Source organism: Labrenzia sp. C1B70 (assembly GCF_000475395.1).
Lineage (GTDB): Bacteria > Pseudomonadota > Alphaproteobacteria > Rhizobiales > Stappiaceae > Roseibium > Roseibium algicola.
In genome coordinates this window covers 48,964-69,644 of record NZ_AXCE01000006.1, presented here as the reverse complement: position 1 = coordinate 69,644, position 20,681 = coordinate 48,964, and the positions used below count along the sequence as shown (strand labels likewise).

The following is a 20,681-nucleotide window of genomic DNA, read 5'->3' as shown; positions in this document are numbered from 1 at the left end:
GGTTTCGTAACTAGAGCTTTATCTTAGTTTCCGATATCCGAGCTTCAATTTGCAAAATATCCAGCCGCTTTTTGAGCGGAATTGAAAACGCTCTATCGCGTACATTTTCGGGCAATTCTTCCCGCCAAAGATTGGAGGCCCCCGTTCCGAGTATCTCATCACCGGCCCAAATTTCGACATTACAGACGAAATTCCCCGGAAGCCTCCTTGCCCATCCAAGAGCCAATCCATCGAAAACACCAAAGAACTGACCTTCGTACCAAACACGAGAGTTCTGCAAATACAGCTCTGGCCCGTTCTCTATTGCAGCAAGAGTTGCAGCCTTCGTATGCTCATCAAGTTGAATGCCACAAAACTCTGCAAGTTTCTCAACAAGACGGTTTGGATTCAAAAGCGCTTTTTCATAGCTAATGACAAGTGCGGGGACTTTTATCGTCTCTACAAAGCGCACGAGATCCAACGTCCGTTCTGCTGCTCTTCTCATTTGCTCCAAGAAGTCAGCATGCATTGAGACTTCATTTCGCTTGGCAATCGATGCCGGATCTCTCAGCATCACAATCATTCGAGGATTTCTGAACCTGTTCAGGTTACGTGGAAGCAAGTCAAATGCTTCGGGCCTCTTAAATCCCCAAAGCTTGTGTCTCTTATTGTAGTCAAAAATAATCTGATCAAGACGCTTTGTGTCACCTTCCTCCAACGCTTTGGACAAGTTCAAGTCTTCGAAAACAGCATCGTCCGCCTTGTCTCCAAGAAACACGTTGAACTGTCTCAAGACAGCCCCAATCATTGAAGTGCCACTTCGAGCTACTCCGACAGTAATTAACGTCGCTGACTCGTCAGACGAAGCCACCTCCTCGTTCAGTAAAACAATACCGTCATTGATCAAATCAAGCTTCATAAACCACCCCGACACCAAGTCGAAACACACCAACTGACAGAATCAAAAATATTTATACTTAAAACAACCATCATTTTCCGAGAAGTTTTTACTATAGTACTTATCTACAATAACCTTATCACCCCACCGATCCCGCATAATATTTCCTTCTCGCTCTAGTCTTGCAGCATTTTCGCCGGAGGTATCCCTACCTCTTGAAACTGACTCGTGATGAATAAGGTTGGCGTAAGGTGTGTACACGTTGTGTAGGCCAGAGGCGGAAAGCTTCAAACAAAGATCAACATCGTTGTAAGCTACCTTAAGATCCTTTTCGTCGAGTCCGCCGACCGAAAGATACTTCTTCTTCTCAACAACAAGGCACGCTCCCGTCACCGCTGAAACGTATTGAGGCAGCTGCAATCTTGCCTGATAGCCACTATCTGCCGCCGGATAGCCGTGAAATGCGTGATTGGCTATGCCGCCAGTGCCAAGGATAATACCTGCATGCTGAACCAGGCCGTTGTCGTAAAGCAACCTGGCACCTACAGCTCCTATGTGCGGCATTACTGCGTAGCACACCATTTCACGAAGCCATTCGGATGAAATCACCTCAACATCATTGTTCAAGAGCGCAATGACATCCCCTTTTGCCTGTGAAACTGCAAGATTGTTCAATGCCGAATAGTTGAATTCTCCGGGTGCTGGTATGACGGAGACTGGATGCCGTTTTGATACCTCTTTAAGATAGTTGAGCGTTTCCGCCTCGACGCTGTCGTTGTCGACAACAAGTACGTCAAATGATGGGTAAGCTGTCTTATTGAAAATAGTCTCGAGACAACTTTTCAAAAAAGATAGCCGGTCTCGTGTCGGTATTATTAGAGTGACGTGGGGCGGAGGGGCAGGAAGTTCGCGATACAGCCTGTTACACCCATATGGTCCGCCAACAACTGCAACCTTATTCTCCGGGTAATTCGATGCCAGGTAATCACGAACGGCGCGCTGACGTGCATCGATCGCCTGTGCCAAGGCTCGATCCGAGAAGGATCCCGAACCACGAAAAGCACGCCAGTGGTACAGAATTTTCGGAATGTGCCGAATGCGTTCGGCATCCGTTTTCGCGACGACCCGAAGTGCTAGGTCATGGTCCTGACTGCCTTCAAAACCTTCCCGTAGTCCGCCAACTTGCTGAAGCAGCGATCTTCTATAAACACTGAGATGGTTCAGATAGTTTTGTGCGAGGAACAGTTCCTCATTCCAGTCTGGTTTGAAATGAGGTCCATCAAGCCTTCCATCTTCTCTTATCTTGTCTTCGTCCGAGTAGATAAGATCCACATCTGGATGCAGCAGGATTTCTTTCGCAATATAAAAGAGAGCGTGGATTGGCAGAAGATCGTCATGGTCCATAAATGCGACGAAAGGACCTTCGGCAATCTCGAGAGCGGAATTTGACGCTGCGCAGATATGCCCGTTTGTCGCCCTGAAGACCAGCTTGATACGCTGATCCTGCGCAGCGACAGTTTCCAGAATCGCACGTACATGAGGGGATGTCGAACAGTCATCCGCAATGCAGAGTTCCCATTCTTGATAAATCTGCTGCCTGACGGACGCAATCGCGGCCAGAAGCTGGTTTTCATCGGTATTGTAGACAGGCATTACAATGGAAATGAGAGGCTTATCTTTCCAGCCTTCAATTTCCTGATGAATGTTTGCAATTTCCTCATCTGAAAGCTTTGCATGCGCTTCGCACACCGCATTCGCAATACGACTATTCTGAACTTGGACTTTATTGCTGCTAAATATTGCGCGAAATCTATTCTGCGCGCGAACTTTCTTGCCTAGAACAAACCACCAGCATGCGGCACAAAAAGTAAAAGGTGAACTGAAAACCTGATTAATCCCGCGAAGGGCTGTCATAGTCTATTTTCCATTCAAAATTCGAAAAATACATCCAACACATGCATTGAATTGCCAGCAGGTAAATACTACAACTAGCTCTAGGCTCCTTGCGCCAATTTCGCCAAGTATTTCCCATATCCGCTGCTGGAATATTCTTCGCTCAGCCGTTCCAGATCATTCACAGTAATCCAACCGTTCTTGAACGCAATTTCTTCCGGAACGGCGATGCGGTGGCCCTGTCTTTTCTCGATGGCCTGCACGAAGGTCGCGGATTCGATGAGACTGTCATGTGTCCCCATGTCGAACCAGGCAAATCCCCGCCCCAGCTGTTCAACATGCAGGTCTCCACGCTCCAGATACCGGGCGTTCACATCCGTGATTTCAAGTTCACCGCGCGCACTCGGACGGATATCGGAAGCAATGGCGGCGACGTCCTTGTCATAGAAGTAAAGCCCTGTTACCGCCCAGGAAGACTGGGGCGATTTCGGCTTTTCTTCCACTGAAGCGGGCTTCCCCGACGCGTCGAACGAGATGACACCATATCGTTCCGGCTCCGCCACCTCGTATCCGAGCAGGGTCGCTCCGGACTTGCGCGCTGAAGCTCTCGCAAGAATTTCCGTCAGACCATGTCCGTAATAAAGGTTGTCTCCCAGGATCAGCGCACATTCCTGGCCAGCAAGGAACTCCTCTCCGATCAGGAACGCCTGCGCGATGCCGGCCGGTTCAGGTTGAACTGCATAGCTGATATTGATGCCCCATCGCGCGCCGTCTTCCAGAAGGCTCTGAAAAGCCATGGCATCGCGTGGTGTTGTGATGATCAGGAGATCTCTTATCCCGGCAAGCAACAGAACACTCAACGGATAGTAGATCATCGGCTTGTCGTAGACAGGCAGCAATTGCTTGGAAATACACCTTGTTACCGGGAAGAGACGCGTTCCGCTTCCGCCCGCCAGCACGATGCCTTTCATTGTCCAACTCCAATTCCAATTGCTTGCCCGCAAGATATCAGGCGTTTAGATACAGGCGGTCAAGCATGTCGGACAGTGCCACTGGCCAGTCCCTGGCGGAAAGGCCATGGACACGTGACAGTTTAGAGCAGTCAAGCGCCGAGTTCGCCGGCCGATTTGCAAGCGTTGGAAATTCCGACGCCGCAATGCCAATCAGCTCCGGCTGTTTGCATAATCGTTCCCCGGCCAGTTCGAATATCTTGGATGCAAACCCATGCCAGCTCACCTGCCCCTGTCCGGCACAATGAAATGTTCCGTATCCACCCTTCGGAAAATCGCCCTTCAGGACCTGCACGGATAGCTGCAATGCGATTTCAGCCAGGTCGGCGGCATATGTCGGGCATCCTGTCTGGTCAGTGACCACCCGAATTTCATCCTTCTCCCGTGCGAGCCTCAGCATCGTCCGAACAAAGTTCGCACCATGCACGCCGTACACCCAGGATGTGCGCAGGATCAGGTGACGTTCTGAGACTGTGCGGACGGCAGCCTCCCCGGCCTCCTTGCTTTCGCCATATACGCCTAACGGGCCGACTGTATCTTCTTCCACATAAGGCTGCCGCTTTGCCCCGTCGAACACGTAGTCCGTGGAGAAATGCATCAAGACGGCACCGCGCCGTTCGGCCACTTCCGCAAGATTGCGCGCTCCGTCGCGGTTGACCGCAAAGGCGGCCTGCCGGTCGGTCTCGGCACGGTCAACGGCAGTGTATGCAGCCGCATTGATGATCAGGTCGGGCGCCAAGTTCTGGACGACATCCGCCACGGTTCCGCGATCGGTTATGTCGAGTGTCGATCTGTCGAGAGCCACGACATCAAGAGCCAGCACCCGGGCTTGCTGAATGACTTCATAACCGAGTTGACCGTTCGCTCCCGTAAGCAGAATACGGGTCATGGAACACCGGCAGATGCACTTGAAAAACCATTTGCCCCCAGCCCCAGCCTGTCCCCTCTGTATTGACCGCTACGGATCGCCTCCCACCAGCTGCGATTGGCAAGGTACCAGTCCAACGTCTGGCGCAACCCGCTTTCGAAGGAATAACCGGGTCGCCAGTCGAGTTCGGCAGCGATCCGCGAAATGTCCATCGCATAGCGCGCATCGTGGCCAGGACGGTCTGTCACGAACGCGATCAATTCTCGGCGGGGTTTTCCTCCTGGCGCCGTTTCATCCAGCAGATCGCAGATCAGATGGACTACATCGATGTTTCGACGCTCTGCGTCACCGCCGATATTGTAAACTTGGCCCGGTGTGCCGCGCATCAAGACCAGCCACAACGCATCCGCATGATCTTCGACATGTAGCCAGTCACGGATATTTGCTCCCGCGCCATAGACCGGCAGAGGCTTTTCCTCCAGGCCGTTCAGGATCATCAACGGGATCAGTTTTTCCGGAAACTGGTAAGGCCCGTAATTGTTGGAACAATTGGTGGTGACCACCGGCAACCCATACGTATGGTGCCAAGCCCTGACCAAGTGATCCGACGCCGCCTTCGATGCGGAATAGGGAGAATTCGGCGCGTATGCGGTCGTTTCCTTGAAGGCCCCTGTTGGACCGAGACTGCCATAGACTTCATCGGTGGACACATGATGAAAGCGAAAGGCTTCCTTTCGAGACACCGGCAAGCCGGACCAATACCCCCTCACCCCCTCCAGCAAGGTGTAGGTGCCCACGATATTTGTATCGATAAAGGCAGCCGGGCCATCAATCGACCGGTCGACGTGACTTTCAGCCGCCAGATGCATGACAGCGTCGGGTGCCTCTGCCTCCAGCAGACCGGCCATTGCCTCCCCGTCCCGGATGTCTGCCTGCACGAACCGGTGGCGGCGATCTTCCATGACCGGAGCCAGGGACGCCAGGTTACCGGCATATGTCAGGGCATCCACGGTGACGACTTCTGCCAGGCCTTGCAACACCAGCTTTCGCACGACCGCCGAACCGATAAAGCCGGCGCCCCCCGTGACAAGAACTTTCATCGTTCTCTGGCCTCCAGGTGCGTGAAACAGCTGGCAGCATCGGCAAGGCGTGGGAGTTTCTGATCCTTTTGCGACAGGATGGCATCGGCTTCAGGTATTCGCCAATCAATGTCCAGATCGGGATCGTTCCACACGATGCCCCGGTCATGCTCCGGAGCATAATAATGCGAGACCTTGTAGAGAACCTCCGTGTGCGCCTCCAGGGTCACCAGCCCGTGGGCAAATCCGATCGGAACCAGGATCTGATCACCGTTTTCCGCGGAAATGACGGACGAGACGTGTTTGCCGTAAGTCGGAGACCCTTGCCGCAGATCCACAGCGATATCCAGTATCGCTCCGCGCACGACACGCACCAGCTTGTCCTGCGCGAACGGCGGCGTCTGGTAATGCAGACCGCGGACCGTTCCCTTTTCCGCAGAGTAGGCATGATTGTCCTGGACGAAATCGATGTCTATTCCGACGTCGGAAAGAAGCGCTTTGTTGTAGGTTTCGGAGAAGAAACCACGGCTGTCACCATGCCTCTTCGGCCGGAGAATCTTGACCTCGGGAATGTCCAGTTCAATTACTTCGAGCATGAATCCGTTTCGGGTCTCGCGGTCACGTTTCGTGGCAAGCCCCGCTTCAAGGCAGGTCTTGCCGCGAATCTGTATAAGATTTTCAGGTTCCTTCAAGGGCGAAGGAACCACAATCCGACCTCGTTTCCCAAAACGGCTTCGTGTCCGTTTACTGGAGTACCCTCACCTTACAACCGCCGCACGTGGCAGGTCCGAGAGGATTTCCGCGCCGTCTTTCCGCAAGATGACGATTTCCTCGAGACGCAGGCCGAATTGGCCGGGGAGATAGATGCCGGGTTCGATCGAGAACACCATGCCCTCGTCCAGCACGGTTTCGGAGGTCGCCGTCAAATATGGCGGTTCATGTATGTCTATTCCGAGGCCGTGGCCGGTCCGGTGTGTGAAAAAGTCACCATAGCCCGCATCTGCAATGACATCCCGAGCCGCCTTGTCGATTGATTTTGCCAAGACCCCAGGCTTTGCAGCGGCAAGCGCTGCTTCCACAGCCTTGTTGACGATGGCGTGGACCTTCTCAAATTCCGCCGTAGGCGTTCCGAAGAAGCCAACACGGGTCATGTCGGACGGGTATCCCTCGAGACGTCCACCGGTGTCGATCAGCACGGCATCCCCGGCTTTCAGCTGTGTTTCGCCGGTGTGATGGTGCGGAAAGGCGCCGTTTCCACCGAAACAGACCGAGGTGAATACCGGGGTCGCACCTGCCTGCTTGTAGACGTCCCGGATGGCGGCAGCGATCTCAAGTTCCGTGATGCCGGGTGTCAGGGCGTCGAAGCCAGCCATGGCGGCAGTGTCGTTCAGAACGGCACTGGCTTTAAGACGGCGGTATTCGTCCTCTTCCTTTCGAGCGCGCAGGAAGCCGACCGTGTCATCCGTAAACCGGCGCGAAGCCCCCGGGAGCGCGTCCAGCAACAGAAGCGCAAAATCGGCACGCATGGTTTCGTCGATGACGACACTTGGCGATTGAGGAAGTCCGGAGGCTTCCAGCAATGTGGCAAGCGCGGCATCCGGTCCATCGTCGTCACGCCAGGGGAAGAAAGGCAAGTGCGTCTTCTGGCGTGAGCTGTCGACATTGAGCGCCGGCATCAGAAAGCCCGCATGGCTCCTGGAAACCAGAAGCATCACCGGCCGTTCGTCACCATGAGGATCGAGACCAGCCAGATACATCATGTGACTGGACGGACCGATGGCCACAAGGTCGGTCCCGGTCGCAGACATCCGCTCGCGCAAAGCGGCAAGGCGCTGATCGGAAAGGGAAGACATTTCAGGAAACTCCGGAGGGGTTGGTCAGTCAGTGTGCTGTGTCAGCAAACAAAAAAGCCGCCCCGGAAACCGGGACGGCCTGTTTTCTGGCGTCAGTTTTTCGTTACCAGACGGTAGTAGACGAAGTCGGACGTTGCACCGTTGACGTAACCTTCGACCTTCTGGTCCATCGCGACCTGATAGGCCGCCTGGAACATGATCACGATCGGCGACTTGGCCTGAACTTCCTTTTGCAGTTCGACATACATCCCGTTGCGTTTTTCCGCATCGCTCTCGGCCAGGGCAGCCTTGGTCATGTCGTTCATCTCAGCCGGAACAGCCCAGGCATTCCGCCACGTGGTGGTTGCCTGGTAGTTGTCGTCGGAGTTGTCGCTGTTATAGGCAAAGGCCTTTGCGTTGGAGTGCGGGTCCATGAAGTCCGGGCCCCAATAGAGCAACATCGCTTCATGGCTGCGCTCGCGGTACTTGGTGATAACCTGCGAACCGGTGCCCGGGATGATGTCGAAGTTGATGCCGGCTTCGGCAAAGCTTGCCTGCAGCGACTGGGCCATGTCCGTGAACGGGGTGGAGTTGATCACGTCGAGGGTCACGGTGATCGGCGTATCGATGCCGGCATCCGCCAGGATCTGCTTCGCCTTTTCCGGATCATAGGTGTAAGGCGTCTCGTCATAGGAGCCCGGGAATCCCTTCGGCCAGAAAGCCTGATGGATTTCCATCTGGCCCTTCAGGAAGCTGTCGGTCATGCCCTTGTAGTTGACGAGGTAACGCGCCGCGTCCCACACCGCTTCAGGCTGCAGCACGTCCTTCTTCTGGTTGAAAGACAGGAAGTGCACGGCTGCCTGCGGATAGGTTTCCACCTTGATGGTGTCGCCTTCCATGCCGGCAATCTGGTCCGGCGTCAGGTTGCGGGCCATGTCGACATCACCGGACTGCAGCAGCAGTTGCTGGGTTGCGGCTTCGGCCACGTGACGGATGATCACGCCTTCAACCTTCGGTGCGCCCTTGAAGTAGTCGGCGTTGGACTTGTAACGCACCAGTTCGCCGGCGCGGTAGGTTTGCAGTTCGAACGGACCGGAACCGGCGGAATTGGCATTGAGCCACTTGTTGCCCATGTCGCCATCTTCCTCATGCTCCATCACCGTCTTTTCGTCGACGATGGAAGCCGGACGGGCGGCCAGGACGTTGAGGGCGAACGCGGGAGAGAAGTCACCTTCGTATTTGACAACGACCTTGTTGCCGTCGGCCGTGACCATGTCCTCGACATTTTCCGCTGTCCAGCCAAGCTGGGCAAGGATGAAGGCCGGGGTAAGGTTCAGCTTGATGACACGGGCAAAGGAAAACACCACGTCTTCAGCGCGAACCGGATTGCCGGAATGGAACGTTGCACCGTCGCGCAGGGTGAAGGTGATGGTCTTCGCATCAGCGTCAGCCTGCCATTCGGCAGCAAGGCCCGGTGCCAGAACTGTCGGGTCTTCGGCGTCATATTGCACAAGGCGGTCGTAGACATTGGTCACGAGTTCGCCGGAGGAAAACTCGTAAGCCTGGGCAGGATCGATCGCGACGATATCGTCGATGTTCTGCGCCACCACCAGAATGTTGTCCGGTGTCGCGGCACCGGCAGGCAGTGCCATCGGCATTGCCAGGGCGGCCGCCAGAAGCGCGGTCCTTAAAAGTTTCATTTCTTCGTCTCCGTCTGTCAGGGGGTTAGGATTTGTTCTTGTTTTTGGCGCGGCTCGGCTTCACCGCGCTCTTGTCAGGCGACACCAGCTCGATGCGGCTGGTTTTCTCGTCGCCGGCGTTGAAAATCGTGAGGGTGCCGGTCCACAGAATCTTTGCCGGAGCATCGTTCGGGTTTGACCAGGCATGCGGGGTGTTGCCCCGATAATGCAGGCTGTCGCCAGCTGTCATCACCATCGCCTCGCCGTCGAGGTACTGGGTGATGGACCCTTCCAGGATGTAGATCAGCTCCTCGCCCTCGTGGCTCACCGTTTCCGAGGCATATCCCGGCGGCACGGTGAGAATGAACGAGGAAAGCTGATTGCCTGGAAACTCGGTTGCCAGCCGCTCATAGCTTACGGCGGAACCGGATATGGAGAAATTGGGCCGTGTGGCGGCACGGGTCAGTGCATCCTGGGCCCGTGGCTGGGCAACGAAATAATCCAGCCCGACGCCGAGTGCCCGGGCGATTCCCGCCAGAGATCCGAGTGTCGGTGTCGCGTGATCGCGCTCAACCTGACTGAGATACCCGACCGAGAGGTTCGAAGCGTCGCTCAGCTGTTGCAGGGTGAACCCCAGCTGCCGGCGCCGCGCACGGATCAGCGCGCCAACCTTTGTATCGACATCGGAAGCGGCACGTGCTGTCGAACTGCTCAAAGATTTTTACTCCCATCAAAATTTTTTTGATGTAACCAGATTTTTTTGTATGCTCCAAGAACTTTTTTAGACACCTTTGAAAAAAGCGCCTTACGAGCGCTTTCTGAAAGCTGTTTAAAAACAACAACCTGAAGACTCTAATTCAGAAAATGAGTCATATGAGTGTGGAGAACGGACTTGAAGAATCCGGTTGAACAGGGAACGGCGACAGGCCGCTACCGGCATGTCTTTTGAGCCTTCCGAGAGCGTAACCGACGCAAGAGAGGGCCTGTTGACGAGCCAACTGCTGGGCAGCGCGGCGGCGCTGTTGCGCTTCTGTCTTGTAACGGCCGGAACGTTCCTTGGCCTGCTTGCAATCACGTTTTTCATCGGCCGCGTGGTGCCGATCGATCCGGTTCTGGCAGTAGTCGGCGACAGGGCCTCGAACGAAGTCTATGAAGCTGCCCGTCAGGCGATGGGGCTGGACAGGCCACTGGTCATCCAGTTTTTCTCCTACGTGGGCGACGTTTTCACCGGCAATCTCGGCATGTCGATTTCCACCGGTCGGCCGGTCGCTGAAGACCTGGGGCGGTTCTTCCCCGCCACCCTGGAAATGGCCACGATCGGCATCCTGATCGGCGTGCTGCTCGGCGTACCTATGGGCGTATTGGCCGCCACCCGCCAGGGAACCTGGATCGATCAATTGATCCGCGTCCTCGGCCTTCTCGGCTATTCCGTCCCCGCGTTCTGGCTTGGGCTGGTTGGCCTTGCGGTCTTCTACGCCGGCCTCGGCTGGGTTGCCGGTCCGGGCCGTATCGACATCTTCTACGACGGCATTGTTGATCACGTAACCGGGCTTTACCTGATCGACAGTGTTGTCGCAGGCGAATGGGACATCTTCTGGAACGCGCTCGATCACCTCATGCTGCCGGCATCGATCCTCGGTTTCTTCAGCCTTGCCTACATCGCCCGCATGACCCGATCGTTCATGCTGGACCAGCTTGGGCACGAGTATGTGACGACCGCGCGGGTGAAAGGTGTGCCCGAGCGCCGTGTCATCTGGCGCCACGCGTTCTACCCGATCCGCATCCAGCTGATCACCGTGATCGGCCTGTCCTATGCCGCTCTTCTGGAAGGCTCCGTGATGATCGAGACCGTGTTCTCCTGGCCCGGTATCGGCAACTACCTGACCAGTGCCCTTCTCAATGCCGACATGAACGCCGTGCTGGGCGCGACGCTCGTCATCGGTGCCGTGTTCATCCTCATCAACAAGATTTCCGATGTGCTCTACCGCATTCTCGATCCGAGGGCCCGCAAATGATCGACTGGCTTCTCGACGATAGCCCCGCCTCGCGCCTGCAGGCCAATCTTGGCCGCGCCTGGCGTGTCTTTGCAGCACTCCTGCGCAATCCGCTTGCCGTGGTGGGCGGCTTCATCATCCTGGTCCTGATCGTGATGGCGATCTTCGCTCCGCTGATCGCCCCTTACTCTCCCATCGGCCAGGATCTCGCAAACCGCCTGATGCCGCCGTCCGCGGCCCACTGGATGGGCACCGATGAGCTTGGCCGGGACATCTACTCCCGCGTTGTCTACGGTGCGCGCATCACGCTGATGATCGTTACCATGGTGGCCGTCATCGCCGCTCCAATCGGCCTCATCGTCGGTGCGGTCTCCGGATATTTCGGCGGCTGGACCGATCGGGTGCTGATGGGCGTGACGGATATCTTCCTGTCCATGCCGAAGCTGATCCTCGCGCTTGCCTTTGTGGCAGCCCTCGGACCCGGCATCGAGAATGCCATCATCGCCATTGCGATCACCGCCTGGCCTGCCTATGCGCGTATCGCCCGTGCGGAAACGATTACCTTCCGCGATGCAGAGTTCATCGCGGCGGTGCGCCTGCAAGGTGCGTCTTCCGCCCGCGTTATCCTCCGTCACGTTCTGCCGCTTTGCGCTTCTTCCACGATCATTCGCGTGACGCTGGATATGGCCGGCATCATCCTGACGGCCGCCGGTCTCGGCTTTCTCGGTCTCGGCGCTCAGCCGCCTCTGCCGGAATGGGGGGCGATGATCTCGCGCGGACGGAATTTCATTCTCGACCAGTGGTGGGTCGCCACCATGCCGGGCTTTGCCATTATCCTGGTGAGCCTCGGTTTCTGTTTCCTCGGTGACGGCCTGCGCGACGTGCTCGATCCCAAGCAGGGAGACAAGCAATGAGCGCCCCGCTTCTCGAGGTTGACGGCCTCACCGTCACCTTCCCGACGGCCCGTGGCCCGGTGGATGTCGTCAAGGGCATTTCGTTCACGCTTGGACGGGAACGGCTTGGAATTGTTGGCGAATCCGGTTCCGGCAAATCCATGACCGGCCGGTCGATCCTGCGCCTGATCCGGAAACCCGGAAAGGTCACCGCCCGGCGCATGACCTTCGACGGCATAGACCTCCTCAGCCGAAGCGAACGCCAGATGCGCGATCTGCGCGGCGCCCGCATTTCCATGGTCATGCAGGACCCCAAATTCTCGCTCAACCCGGTGATGACCGTAGGCGAGCAGATTGCCGAAGCCCTCGTCACCCACAAGAAGCTGCCACGCCGGGAGCTGAAGGAACGGGTGCTTGCCATGCTGGAAGCTGTGCGCATCAATGATCCAGCACGGGTTGCGGGTCTTTATCCGCACGAGGTTTCCGGCGGCATGGGCCAGCGTATCATGATCGCCATGATGCTGATCCCGGAACCTGATCTCCTGATCGCAGACGAACCAACCTCCGCGCTTGATGTTTCCGTGCAGGCACAGGTCCTGGACATTATCGACGATCTGGTCACCGGCAAGGGCATGGGTCTGATCCTGATCAGTCATGACCTCAACCTGGTGTCCCGCTACTGCGACCGCATCCTGGTGATGAATAGCGGCGAGATCGTCGAACAGTGCAAGGCGAGCGATCTGCACAACGCGCAGCATCCCTACACCCGTGGCCTGATTGCCGCGATGCCGCGCATGAATGAAGACCGTGATGAGCTGCCCGTTCTCGACCGCAGTACCTGGACCACGGGAGCCGGAACATGACCGACGCCGCCATCCATCTTGAAAACCTCACCATCAGCTATGGCGACACGGCTGTGGTTCACGACGTCACCTTCGATGTTGCTGAAGGGGAAAGTTTTGCGCTGGTCGGGGAATCCGGCTCAGGCAAATCGACAATCCTGAAGGCAATCTCCGGACTGGCCCCGGACTGGACCGGCACCATTGCCGTTGAAGGAAAACCTCGCGGACATTCACCGGACAGGACCTTTGCCGAAACCTGCCAAATGGTGTTTCAGGACCCTTACGGCTCGCTTCATCCACGCAAGACCATCGATACCTGCCTTGCAGAGCCGCTCGCCATTCATGGTATTGGCGGTCGGGACGGCCGTGTGAAAGACATGCTTGCCGCCGTCGGTCTGGACCAGCGATTCCGCTTCCGCTTTCCGCATCAGCTTTCCGGTGGTCAGCGCCAGCGAGTGGCGATCGCCCGCGCGCTGATGCTGGAACCGCGCGTTCTACTGCTGGACGAGCCGACATCCGCACTGGACGTATCGGTACAGGCGGAAATCCTGAACCTTCTGAAAAAGCTGCGGCGGGAACAGGGGCTGACCTATCTTATGGTCACGCATAACCTTCCGGTTGTCTCGTTCCTGTGCGACCGCCTGGCTGTCATGCGCTATGGCCGCGTGGTAGAAATTGCCGGTGTCGACGCTCTCAAGTCGGGTCAGCTCTCAGATCCTTATTCCCGCGAACTCTATGCCGCCAGCGGCGGCATCTTGCACCCTGCCTAACGTCAACTAGAATTGCTCGAGATTTCGACACATGACCGATTTCACCGGCCCTTTGGCCACGTTTGACCATGCCCTTTCCACCGCGATCACACCGGACGCGCCTTTTGATGCCCTTCTGAAGCTGACCCGGGAAACCATTGGCGTGAAGCTGTTCACGTTCATGACAGCCGACATGAAAACCGAGCTGGCGCAGCGCTCCTACACTTCGCATCCGGAAGACTACCCGGTCTCCGGAACCAAACCGATCACTTATGACCGCTGGTTTGAAACCGTACACAAGGACCGGAAGAGCTTTGTCGCAAACACGCTTGCCGATATTGCGACCGTCTTTCCCGATTACGAGCTGATAGGCCGGCTTGGCTGCGGCTCCGTCATCAACCTGCCCGTTGTTCTCGGCGATACGCTGGTTGGTACCGTCAACATGCTTCACGAAGAACATCACTATACGCCGGAACGCGTCGCTCAGGCACAGGCCTGGCTCTCGGTTCCGGCCAAGGCTGCCTATCTGGCAAGCCAGTCGCTGTCGACCGCCTCCTAGGACGGAATAGTACACGCAGTCTCTCGTAACCCCGCCGCTCTGGCGGGGTTTGTTTTTGCATGACTTGTCAGTCCTCTCTGACGGTATCGACAGAAGGAGCTACATCGATCGTTTCCGTGGCGAGATCCAGAAGCCAGGCAATGCGTGTCTGGTATCTGACGACCACCTTGTAATCCTCTCCCAGAACTTCACGGGCGGCCTCTCTGAACGGATGTTCCTTCATGGCGACCGGCAGAAAATCGTCGAGTGAGCCGATCTTGTACTGCGCGTCCGATGGCAGATCGAGAAGTACCCAGATTTCCGCAATCCTGGTGCGGGCGTGAACGTCGACCCTTATGATCTCGACAGGCGTGTCGCCCGCCCACTCCTTGGTGCGCTGTGCCAGAATGGCTTCTGTCCCGGTTTCGATGTAGCGCAGGTAGGTTGCCGCCAGAAGCTGGACCAGAACGACCGACAGGAAGGCAAGCGTGACCGTCATGCCGAGCGTGAACTTGACGCCCCGATGTGCTTTGCGGAAGAGCCGCTCCCGTGGGCCCAGGATGATGTAGACCAGGCTTGCGGAGAAGATGATCGCCCCGAAATTGGTGGCAAAGAGCAATGTGGCCTCATAGGCCGCCTCCTGTTCTCCGAAGTACAACAGGATCCCTGCTGCCGCGAGCGGCGGAACCAGGGACACGCCTATGGCCGCACCAGGCAAAAGGCTGATTTCCGATTTCCTGATCTGCACATAGGCACCGGCAATGCCCGCGGCGAGCGCAACGACCATGTCTTCCGCCCCGGGATTGCTCCGGCTGAGGACTTCATCCGGTAGTAGCAGCGTTGAAGGCGCATCCGCTATCCAGACAATCAACCACGAGATCACGATGCTGCAGCCGGCGGCGACCCAGACAGTCAGCATCAGGACGAGCGCTCTTCCAACCCATCCCATGACGATCGATGAGGCGATGCCAAGGATGGGGGTCATAAGAGGGGCCACCAGCATGGCCGCGATCACGACAGCACCGGAATTTCGCAACAGGCCCATCGTCGCGATGATCACGGCAAGCGACAGCAGCAAAGCGAACTTGCGCCAATAGGCCGCCTTGTTGGCGCCCTCGAACCTCAGAATTTCCTTGGTGGTGGAGAACTGACTGATGGACATGAAACAGCTGCTCCAGACATTATATCGTCCGAGTATGCTTCACGTCGCGGCGTTCGTCATCTTAATTGCAACGACTTGGTTCACAATCTTCGATAGGCACGAGACCAAATTCCGGAGAAACATGTCTTCCGCCAGAAATGGCGCAATCCAGTCAACAGCTTACCGTCAGGCTGCAGCCTTTTTCGCGCGCTCGATCTTGCCGATGAACTCGGAAAGCCAGGCGATTTCCTTCAGGTAGACTTCCATGGAGAGCGAGGCAAGTTCCATGAGGAGGGCTTGCGGATTGGGGTTGTCCAAGCCCGTCTCCCGCAAGAAGGTCTGGTACTCGTCACTGAAAGCCTTTGGCACACGCATTTCGGCCTCACGCACTCACGGTTCTGCTGGTCTGTGCAAGCAGGCCTTCCAGCCCGCGTTTAGGAATTGTTAAGATTTCAGAACCTCTGCCGATATCGTCAGAAATGTCATTTCCTCACAATCCCCAAGAGCTGAAGGCCTGGCTTGGGATAACTCACCCAAACACGTCAAAAATGGCCCATAGCTCCCGCTTTTCGCTTGCACTTGGCCAGCCAAATCTTCGACCCTGCCAAGAATCACAATTCTACCCCATCCAACCCGACCTCAAGAGCCCTTCATGAGCCCGTCCACAGACCTTTCCTTCGCGCCTTTGTCCGATGCCTTTGCACAAGACCCCTACCCGTTCTACGCCGCACTGCGTGACCGCAAGGGTCTGACTTACTTCGAGGATTTCGATATCTGGCTGGCAGCGACGTTCGATGACGTTTCGGAAATCGTACAGAACGGCAAGATGGTGCGCTCCATGGACCACATCGCGAGCGCGGAAGAAATCGCGGACATGAAACGTGCCCAGAACTGGCACGACATGCCGCATCATTCCCGGTTCGTGCAGTTCTCTCTGCTGGACAGCGACGGGGACATTCATGACCGGCTGCGCAAGCAGGTGTTCAGACTGTTCACGCCGGTGATGGTCGGCAAGTTGCGCGATGACATACAGGCCTATGTCGACCGCCTTTTCGACAGTCTGTCAGACCGCACCGAAATCGACTTTATCGAAGATCTGGCCGCCCATGTTCCAGGTCACATCATCGGCCGCGTTCTGGGCGTTCCCGATGAGGACTGCCCGCAACTGCGCATCTGGTCGGAAAACATTGTTCAGTATTTCGACATCGACCGGACGAATGAGCGCAAGGAACTGGCCGAACGCAACACGACAGAATTCTATCACTATCTGCAAACGCTTAAAGCAAAGCGCGAACGCGCACCGCAGGACGACCTTCTGTCGCTCATGATCGAAGCTGAACGGGCCGGCCAGATGAACGAGGACGAATTCATCTCGACCGCCATGCTGATCCTGATGGCCGGTCACGGTTCAACCATCGACGTTCTCGGCAGTGGCATGCATGCGCTGCTGAAGTTTCCGAATGAGCTGCAGCGTCTGCGCGAAGATCCGTCACTGATGAAAACGGCCGTGCAGGAAATGTTCCGCTATGAATCTCCCTTGCCGTTCTTCCACCGCTATTCAACCGAGGACATGACGGTTTGCGGCGACGCGTATCCGCGTGGGACGAAGTTCGGCGTCCTCTATGGAGCAGCCAACCGCGACCCGGCCCAATTTCCCGACGCTGACCGCTTCGATGTTGGCAGAACGCCGAATTGGCACATTGCCTTTGGCCGGGGCGCACATTTCTGCCTCGGCAACCATCTTGCACGTCTGGACATGGACATCATCTTTTCAACACTGCTGAAAAGGTTCAGCACGATTGAGCTGGTTGACAACAACGTCACCTACAAGCGTGGCCTGTCCGTGAGAGGCCCGGAAGCACTCAGACTTGCCTGGCAACCCGCCTAGTTGCAGCTATTGCACTTGCTCCCGGCATGCGTGCCGCTAATTATTGCCCTTCTTGCCACGAAAGCCATTGGATACCTCATGCACCTCAAACAAGTTGTTCTTTGCCTGACCGGGCTGTGTGCCGTCTTGCCTGCACAAGCAGGCACTGTCGAGCTTGGGCCCCGCCCCGCCTACCTTGTGTCCCAGATGACTGACGGCCCGCTGAAGGACACCTTGGAAGCCTGCATCGGCAAGCCGGCAAAACGCACCCTGTTTTCCATCAGCCATCGTGGGGCCCCATTGCAGTTTCCAGAACACACGGAGGAAGGTTACCGGGCTGCGGCACTCATGGGAGCGGGTATCCTGGAATGCGACGTCACCTTTACCAAGGACAAGGAACTGGTGTGCCGGCATTCCCAGAACGATTTGCACACGACCACGAACATTCTGACGACCGATCTCGCCGACAAATGCACCACGGGCTTCACTCCGGCCTCGGGTGAGACGCCGGCCGCGGCCGAATGCCGGACGAGTGATCTGACCCTGGCTGAGTTCTCGTCCTTGCAGGGCAAGATGGACAGTGCAGACAAAACGGCAACAACGCCTGAAGCTTACCAGAATGGAACCGCGCCCTGGCGCACGGATCTTTACGCGGGCACGGGAACGCTGCTGACACACGACGCCTCGATCCGCCTTTTCAAGGACCTCGGCGTGAAATTCACTCCGGAGTTGAAGGCCCCTGAAGTCGAGATGCCTTTTGATGGCTTTACTCAGGCCGACTACGCCCAGAAACTGATTGACGAATACAAAGCGGCAGGCATTCCGGCAGAAGACGTCTACCCGCAATCCTTCAACCTTGATGACGTTCTCTACTGGATCGAAAACGAACCGGACTTCGGCAAGCAGGCAGTCTTCCTTGAAAGCCGCCGCGATGTCGATCCCATGGATCCGGAAACATTCTCCCCTTCCATGACCGAATTGAAGGACATGGGCGTCAACTACCTCGCACCGCCGCTGTTTGTCCTTCTTGCGCAGGAAGACGGCAAGATCGTTCCCTCGGCTTATGCGATTGCAGCAAAGGAAGCCGGTATCGAGCTGATTGCCTGGACGCTTGAAAGGTCGGGACCGCTGGCGTCCGGCGGCGGCTGGTATTATCAGACCGTCAACGATGCCATCGACGGCGACGGCAAGCTTTATGAGGTTGTGGATGTTCTGGCGCGCCAGGTTGGCGTCAAGGGCATCTTTTCGGACTGGCCGGCAACCACGAGCTTTTATGCGTCCTGCCTCGGACTGGAGTGACGTGCAGGAACCGGTTTTGGCAACCAAAGTGAGAGGCGATAAGGCCTTTTTCACCAAAGTTGCCTAACCTCCCGCATCATTCCGCAAATCAGGTGTGGTCTTACCGTTGAAAACGCATCCGCTTCCAAGCGTCGATTCCCAGATCCTCTACAAGCGCTATCAGCCGCTTGACGGAGACGCGATCATGGCTGTCATTGTAGCTGTCGCGGAAAAGGTGGGCGTTCCGCGCAGCGCCTGCCAGCTGTTGAACACGTCAGACGACGTCAACAAGCGTTTTCTGTGCGGCAAGTTCCATGTTCTTGTCACACAGACAGGCCTCTTCGAACACACGCCGCTGATAGATGCTGCGCTTGAAACGATCTATGCCCGGACCGCTTTTCCGGAAGCGGCCGACCTTTTGAACGAGATTGCGGCCTGCACGCAGATTTCGGTCAGAAAAAGCCTCATCCCCACGGATTCGCTGCCAGAGAACCTGAAGACACTTTCCGGAGTGGAAAGTCTGGCTTTCTGCGAGGCTGAGGAAACCTTGCAAGCCATGGAGATCGCAAGGTTGATCACGGCGATCATCGTGGAAAGATCCCGGCCGGACGCCGTCTTTTGGGCTCCAAGCAGCTTCCTGCTGAAGCCGGATGCCTTCTCGGCGCTGGCTCGCGCCTCAAACCACGACGACCTGTACCTCTTGCCCAATCCTTACGGACAACAGGATCCCGAAACCGGCGAGCAATTGATCGGCATGATGGGGATCGGCTCCCAGTGGCTAACCGGGTACAGGGTGGAGGTTCTGCCTTGCAGGTTGCCGCCAGAGTACCTTGCCGAGATCCTCGTCGCGTTTTCAAAGTTCACGAACAAGAGTAGTCACCTGATCGATGATGGAGACGTTTTTGGCCGTGAGGAAAACGAAAAGATCCAGGTGATCTACCATGAGGAAGACGATGACGGGTTGGGTACGATTGAACTCAAGGTCGTCCACAATCCCAAATTCGGTATACTCCGTGAAGATGTGCCGACAAAATACGTTCGCTACGATGAAGACCTGAATAAAACCGGGAGCTATATGGACGGGAACGAGGACGCAGAACTGGATCCGCACGACCCAGTGGACGCAGCCATCCTGGAACGTCTAAAGGAGCTGAAAGAAGAGCCTTCCTCTCAAGAGCTTCCAGACGATCGGAGCGAGGAGGCATTCGAACAGGAGATGTCGGCACTGGACCGGCCAGACCAGCCAGCTATACCAGCTTACCCTGAAACTGCTACACCCGTTTCACCGTCAACCGCATCGCAAGTTCATCAGACGATCGCCACCGCAGCCCGACGGCTGGATGACACCCGCATTGCCGGAAAGACTTCCCCGTCATCAAAAAGGATGTCGGTTGCCGAATTGCGAGACTTCGTCAAGCAGGCTCAGGTTTCGAACGAAACTTCGGAAAAGGCCGGCAAAAAACCTGGCTTCCTGGCGAAACTTTTCAAACGCAAGGCAGACCAGTAAGGCGAGGTATGAAGGTCAGCGCGCCTGATCCAGCGTTCGCTTGCATTCCAGCAACTCAAAGAGGGTTGCCTGCAGGCGGCGGATATCCTCCTTCGTCACGGACGAATGGGACCCTGTGCCCTGAGCCGGTTTCTCACCGCGCAGGCGACCAAGAATACTGAAATGCCCATGACCCTGGGCTGGTGCCGGTTCCGGTGCATTGTCCGCCAGAACGCCGCTTGGCAACGGGCCGTTATGGATTTCATGCTGGCCATTTTGGGAAATCATCGCAGGGGCAGGCGCAGGCTCCGCCTGTGCAGGTTCTGCAGTGGCAACGGCCTGCAGGGCCGACATGTCTTCATGCCGGATCTGCATGACGAAGCGTGGCCCCTGCTCTTTCAGGATCCGCTGTACACCCTTGATCGTGTAGCCTTCACCGTAGAGCAGATGACGGATGCCCTTCAGAAGCTCGACATCGTCCGGCCGGTAGTACCGGCGACCTCCCCCACGCTTCAGCGGCTTGATCTGCGAGAAGCGTGTTTCCCAGAACCGCAGCACGTGCTGCGGCAGGTCAAGATCTTCTGCGACTTCGCTGATAGTACGAAAGGCGTCGGGGCTTTTTTCCTGCGAGCTCATCCGGTCTTATAATTTTCTG

20 protein-coding genes are annotated in these 20,681 nt (G+C 56.6%); 8 read left to right on the top strand and 12 right to left on the bottom strand.

Going from position 1 to position 20,681, the window contains the following annotated elements; genetic code table 11:
- Window positions 1–10: 10 nt before the first annotated feature.
- The 9 genes from Q666_RS42075 to Q666_RS42035 form a co-directional block, all read right to left on the bottom strand.
- A complete protein-coding gene (locus Q666_RS42075) occupies window positions 11–898 on the bottom strand; it encodes a sulfotransferase domain-containing protein (RefSeq protein WP_152533301.1) in 888 nt (295 codons plus the stop codon).
- Between the two features lie 42 nt (window positions 899–940).
- A complete protein-coding gene (locus Q666_RS42070; RefSeq protein WP_023003838.1) occupies window positions 941–2,791 on the bottom strand; it encodes a glycosyltransferase in 1,851 nt (616 codons plus the stop codon).
- An 80-nt stretch (window positions 2,792–2,871) separates the two neighbouring features.
- The gene (gene rfbA, locus Q666_RS42065) at window positions 2,872–3,741 is read right to left on the bottom strand and encodes a glucose-1-phosphate thymidylyltransferase RfbA (RefSeq protein WP_023003837.1); all 870 of its coding nucleotides are present in this window, start codon (window positions 3,739–3,741) and stop codon (window positions 2,872–2,874) included.
- Window positions 3,742–3,778: 37 nt separating this feature from the next.
- The gene (gene rfbD, locus Q666_RS42060; RefSeq protein ID WP_023003836.1) at window positions 3,779–4,669 is read right to left on the bottom strand and encodes a dTDP-4-dehydrorhamnose reductase; all 891 of its coding nucleotides are present in this window, start codon (window positions 4,667–4,669) and stop codon (window positions 3,779–3,781) included.
- Window positions 4,666–5,748: a dTDP-glucose 4,6-dehydratase gene (gene rfbB / locus Q666_RS42055; protein WP_023003835.1), complete on the bottom strand. Its 1,083-nt coding sequence runs from the start codon at window positions 5,746–5,748 to the stop codon at window positions 4,666–4,668. The genes rfbD and rfbB overlap by 4 nt, the downstream gene beginning before the upstream one ends.
- Complete coding sequence (gene rfbC / locus Q666_RS42050; protein ID WP_031270658.1) at window positions 5,745–6,323, bottom strand: dTDP-4-dehydrorhamnose 3,5-epimerase; 579 nt, start codon at window positions 6,321–6,323, stop codon at window positions 5,745–5,747. The genes rfbB and rfbC overlap by 4 nt, the downstream gene beginning before the upstream one ends.
- A 162-nt stretch (window positions 6,324–6,485) precedes the next feature.
- Window positions 6,486–7,580: a M24 family metallopeptidase gene (locus Q666_RS42045; RefSeq protein ID WP_023003833.1), complete on the bottom strand. Its 1,095-nt coding sequence runs from the start codon at window positions 7,578–7,580 to the stop codon at window positions 6,486–6,488.
- A gap of 92 nt (window positions 7,581–7,672) precedes the next feature.
- A complete protein-coding gene (locus Q666_RS42040; RefSeq protein WP_023003832.1) occupies window positions 7,673–9,259 on the bottom strand; it encodes an ABC transporter substrate-binding protein in 1,587 nt (528 codons plus the stop codon).
- Between the two features lie 25 nt (window positions 9,260–9,284).
- Window positions 9,285–9,953 carry a cupin domain-containing protein gene (locus Q666_RS42035; RefSeq protein ID WP_023003831.1) on the bottom strand — a complete coding sequence of 223 codons (669 nt, stop codon included), beginning with the start codon at window positions 9,951–9,953 and terminating at the stop codon, window positions 9,285–9,287.
- A 223-nt stretch (window positions 9,954–10,176) separates the two neighbouring features.
- On the opposite strand from Q666_RS42035, the gene Q666_RS42030 reads away from it, so the two are divergent.
- The 5 genes from Q666_RS42030 to Q666_RS42010 are packed head-to-tail and all read left to right on the top strand — an operon-like array spanning window position 10,177 to window position 14,275.
- Complete coding sequence (locus Q666_RS42030) at window positions 10,177–11,253, top strand: ABC transporter permease (RefSeq protein WP_023003830.1); 1,077 nt, start codon at window positions 10,177–10,179, stop codon at window positions 11,251–11,253.
- A complete protein-coding gene (locus tag Q666_RS42025; RefSeq protein ID WP_023003829.1) occupies window positions 11,250–12,146 on the top strand; it encodes an ABC transporter permease in 897 nt (298 codons plus the stop codon). Before Q666_RS42030 ends, Q666_RS42025 begins: the two co-directional genes overlap by 4 nt.
- Window positions 12,143–12,988, top strand: a complete 846-nt coding sequence (locus Q666_RS42020; RefSeq protein ID WP_023003828.1) for an ABC transporter ATP-binding protein — start codon at window positions 12,143–12,145, stop codon at window positions 12,986–12,988. The genes Q666_RS42025 and Q666_RS42020 overlap by 4 nt, the downstream gene beginning before the upstream one ends.
- Window positions 12,985–13,737, top strand: a complete 753-nt coding sequence (locus tag Q666_RS42015) for an ABC transporter ATP-binding protein (RefSeq protein WP_023003827.1) — start codon at window positions 12,985–12,987, stop codon at window positions 13,735–13,737. Before Q666_RS42020 ends, Q666_RS42015 begins: the two co-directional genes overlap by 4 nt.
- A gap of 31 nt (window positions 13,738–13,768) precedes the next feature.
- Entirely contained in the window at window positions 13,769–14,275 is a 507-nt protein-coding gene (locus tag Q666_RS42010; RefSeq protein ID WP_023003826.1) for a GAF domain-containing protein, read from the top strand.
- A 67-nt stretch (window positions 14,276–14,342) separates the two neighbouring features.
- On the opposite strand, the gene Q666_RS64745 is transcribed toward Q666_RS42010, so the two are convergent.
- Together Q666_RS64745 and Q666_RS42005 are read right to left on the bottom strand one after the other, a co-directional pair.
- Entirely contained in the window at window positions 14,343–15,416 is a 1,074-nt protein-coding gene (locus tag Q666_RS64745) for a DUF389 domain-containing protein (protein WP_023003825.1), read from the bottom strand.
- 165 nt (window positions 15,417–15,581) lie between these two features.
- The gene (locus Q666_RS42005; RefSeq protein ID WP_031270652.1) at window positions 15,582–15,770 is read right to left on the bottom strand and encodes a hypothetical protein; all 189 of its coding nucleotides are present in this window, start codon (window positions 15,768–15,770) and stop codon (window positions 15,582–15,584) included.
- A 277-nt stretch (window positions 15,771–16,047) separates the two neighbouring features.
- Between Q666_RS42005 and Q666_RS42000 the strand changes: the two genes are divergently transcribed.
- From Q666_RS42000 to Q666_RS41990, 3 genes are all read left to right on the top strand, one after another.
- Complete coding sequence (locus tag Q666_RS42000) at window positions 16,048–17,283, top strand: cytochrome P450 (RefSeq protein ID WP_023003823.1); 1,236 nt, start codon at window positions 16,048–16,050, stop codon at window positions 17,281–17,283.
- A 78-nt stretch (window positions 17,284–17,361) separates the two neighbouring features.
- A complete protein-coding gene (locus tag Q666_RS41995) occupies window positions 17,362–18,561 on the top strand; it encodes a glycerophosphodiester phosphodiesterase family protein (protein WP_023003822.1) in 1,200 nt (399 codons plus the stop codon).
- A gap of 106 nt (window positions 18,562–18,667) precedes the next feature.
- Window positions 18,668–20,047, top strand: coding sequence for a hypothetical protein (locus Q666_RS41990; RefSeq protein WP_023003821.1), 1,380 nt, complete (start codon window positions 18,668–18,670; stop codon window positions 20,045–20,047).
- 15 nt (window positions 20,048–20,062) lie between these two features.
- On the opposite strand, the gene Q666_RS41985 is transcribed toward Q666_RS41990, so the two are convergent.
- Window positions 20,063–20,662, bottom strand: coding sequence for a MerR family transcriptional regulator (locus Q666_RS41985; RefSeq protein ID WP_023003820.1), 600 nt, complete (start codon window positions 20,660–20,662; stop codon window positions 20,063–20,065).
- Window positions 20,663–20,681 lie beyond the last annotated feature (19 nt).

Coding starts and splice junctions, on each gene's coding strand:
- Q666_RS42040 (WP_023003832.1), bottom strand. CDS start 9,259: ATGAAACTTTTAAGGACCGCGCTTCTGGCGGCCGCCCTGGCAATGCCG.
- Q666_RS41995 (WP_023003822.1), top strand. CDS start 17,362: ATGCACCTCAAACAAGTTGTTCTTTGCCTGACCGGGCTGTGTGCCGTC.
- Q666_RS42000 (WP_023003823.1), top strand. CDS start 16,048: ATGAGCCCGTCCACAGACCTTTCCTTCGCGCCTTTGTCCGATGCCTTT.
- Q666_RS42010 (WP_023003826.1), top strand. CDS start 13,769: ATGACCGATTTCACCGGCCCTTTGGCCACGTTTGACCATGCCCTTTCC.
- Q666_RS42020 (WP_023003828.1), top strand. CDS start 12,143: ATGAGCGCCCCGCTTCTCGAGGTTGACGGCCTCACCGTCACCTTCCCG.
- Q666_RS42015 (WP_023003827.1), top strand. CDS start 12,985: ATGACCGACGCCGCCATCCATCTTGAAAACCTCACCATCAGCTATGGC.
- rfbB (WP_023003835.1), bottom strand. CDS start 5,748: ATGAAAGTTCTTGTCACGGGGGGCGCCGGCTTTATCGGTTCGGCGGTC.
- rfbA (WP_023003837.1), bottom strand. CDS start 3,741: ATGAAAGGCATCGTGCTGGCGGGCGGAAGCGGAACGCGTCTCTTCCCG.
- Q666_RS42075 (WP_152533301.1), bottom strand. CDS start 898: ATGAAGCTTGATTTGATCAATGACGGTATTGTTTTACTGAACGAGGAG.
- rfbD (WP_023003836.1), bottom strand. CDS start 4,669: ATGACCCGTATTCTGCTTACGGGAGCGAACGGTCAACTCGGTTATGAA.
- Q666_RS42045 (WP_023003833.1), bottom strand. CDS start 7,580: ATGTCTTCCCTTTCCGATCAGCGCCTTGCCGCTTTGCGCGAGCGGATG.
- Q666_RS42025 (WP_023003829.1), top strand. CDS start 11,250: ATGATCGACTGGCTTCTCGACGATAGCCCCGCCTCGCGCCTGCAGGCC.
- Q666_RS64745 (WP_023003825.1), bottom strand. CDS start 15,416: ATGTCCATCAGTCAGTTCTCCACCACCAAGGAAATTCTGAGGTTCGAG.
- Q666_RS41985 (WP_023003820.1), bottom strand. CDS start 20,662: ATGAGCTCGCAGGAAAAAAGCCCCGACGCCTTTCGTACTATCAGCGAA.
- rfbC (WP_031270658.1), bottom strand. CDS start 6,323: ATGCTCGAAGTAATTGAACTGGACATTCCCGAGGTCAAGATTCTCCGG.
- Q666_RS42070 (WP_023003838.1), bottom strand. CDS start 2,791: ATGACAGCCCTTCGCGGGATTAATCAGGTTTTCAGTTCACCTTTTACT.
- Q666_RS42030 (WP_023003830.1), top strand. CDS start 10,177: ATGTCTTTTGAGCCTTCCGAGAGCGTAACCGACGCAAGAGAGGGCCTG.
- Q666_RS42005 (WP_031270652.1), bottom strand. CDS start 15,770: ATGCGTGTGCCAAAGGCTTTCAGTGACGAGTACCAGACCTTCTTGCGG.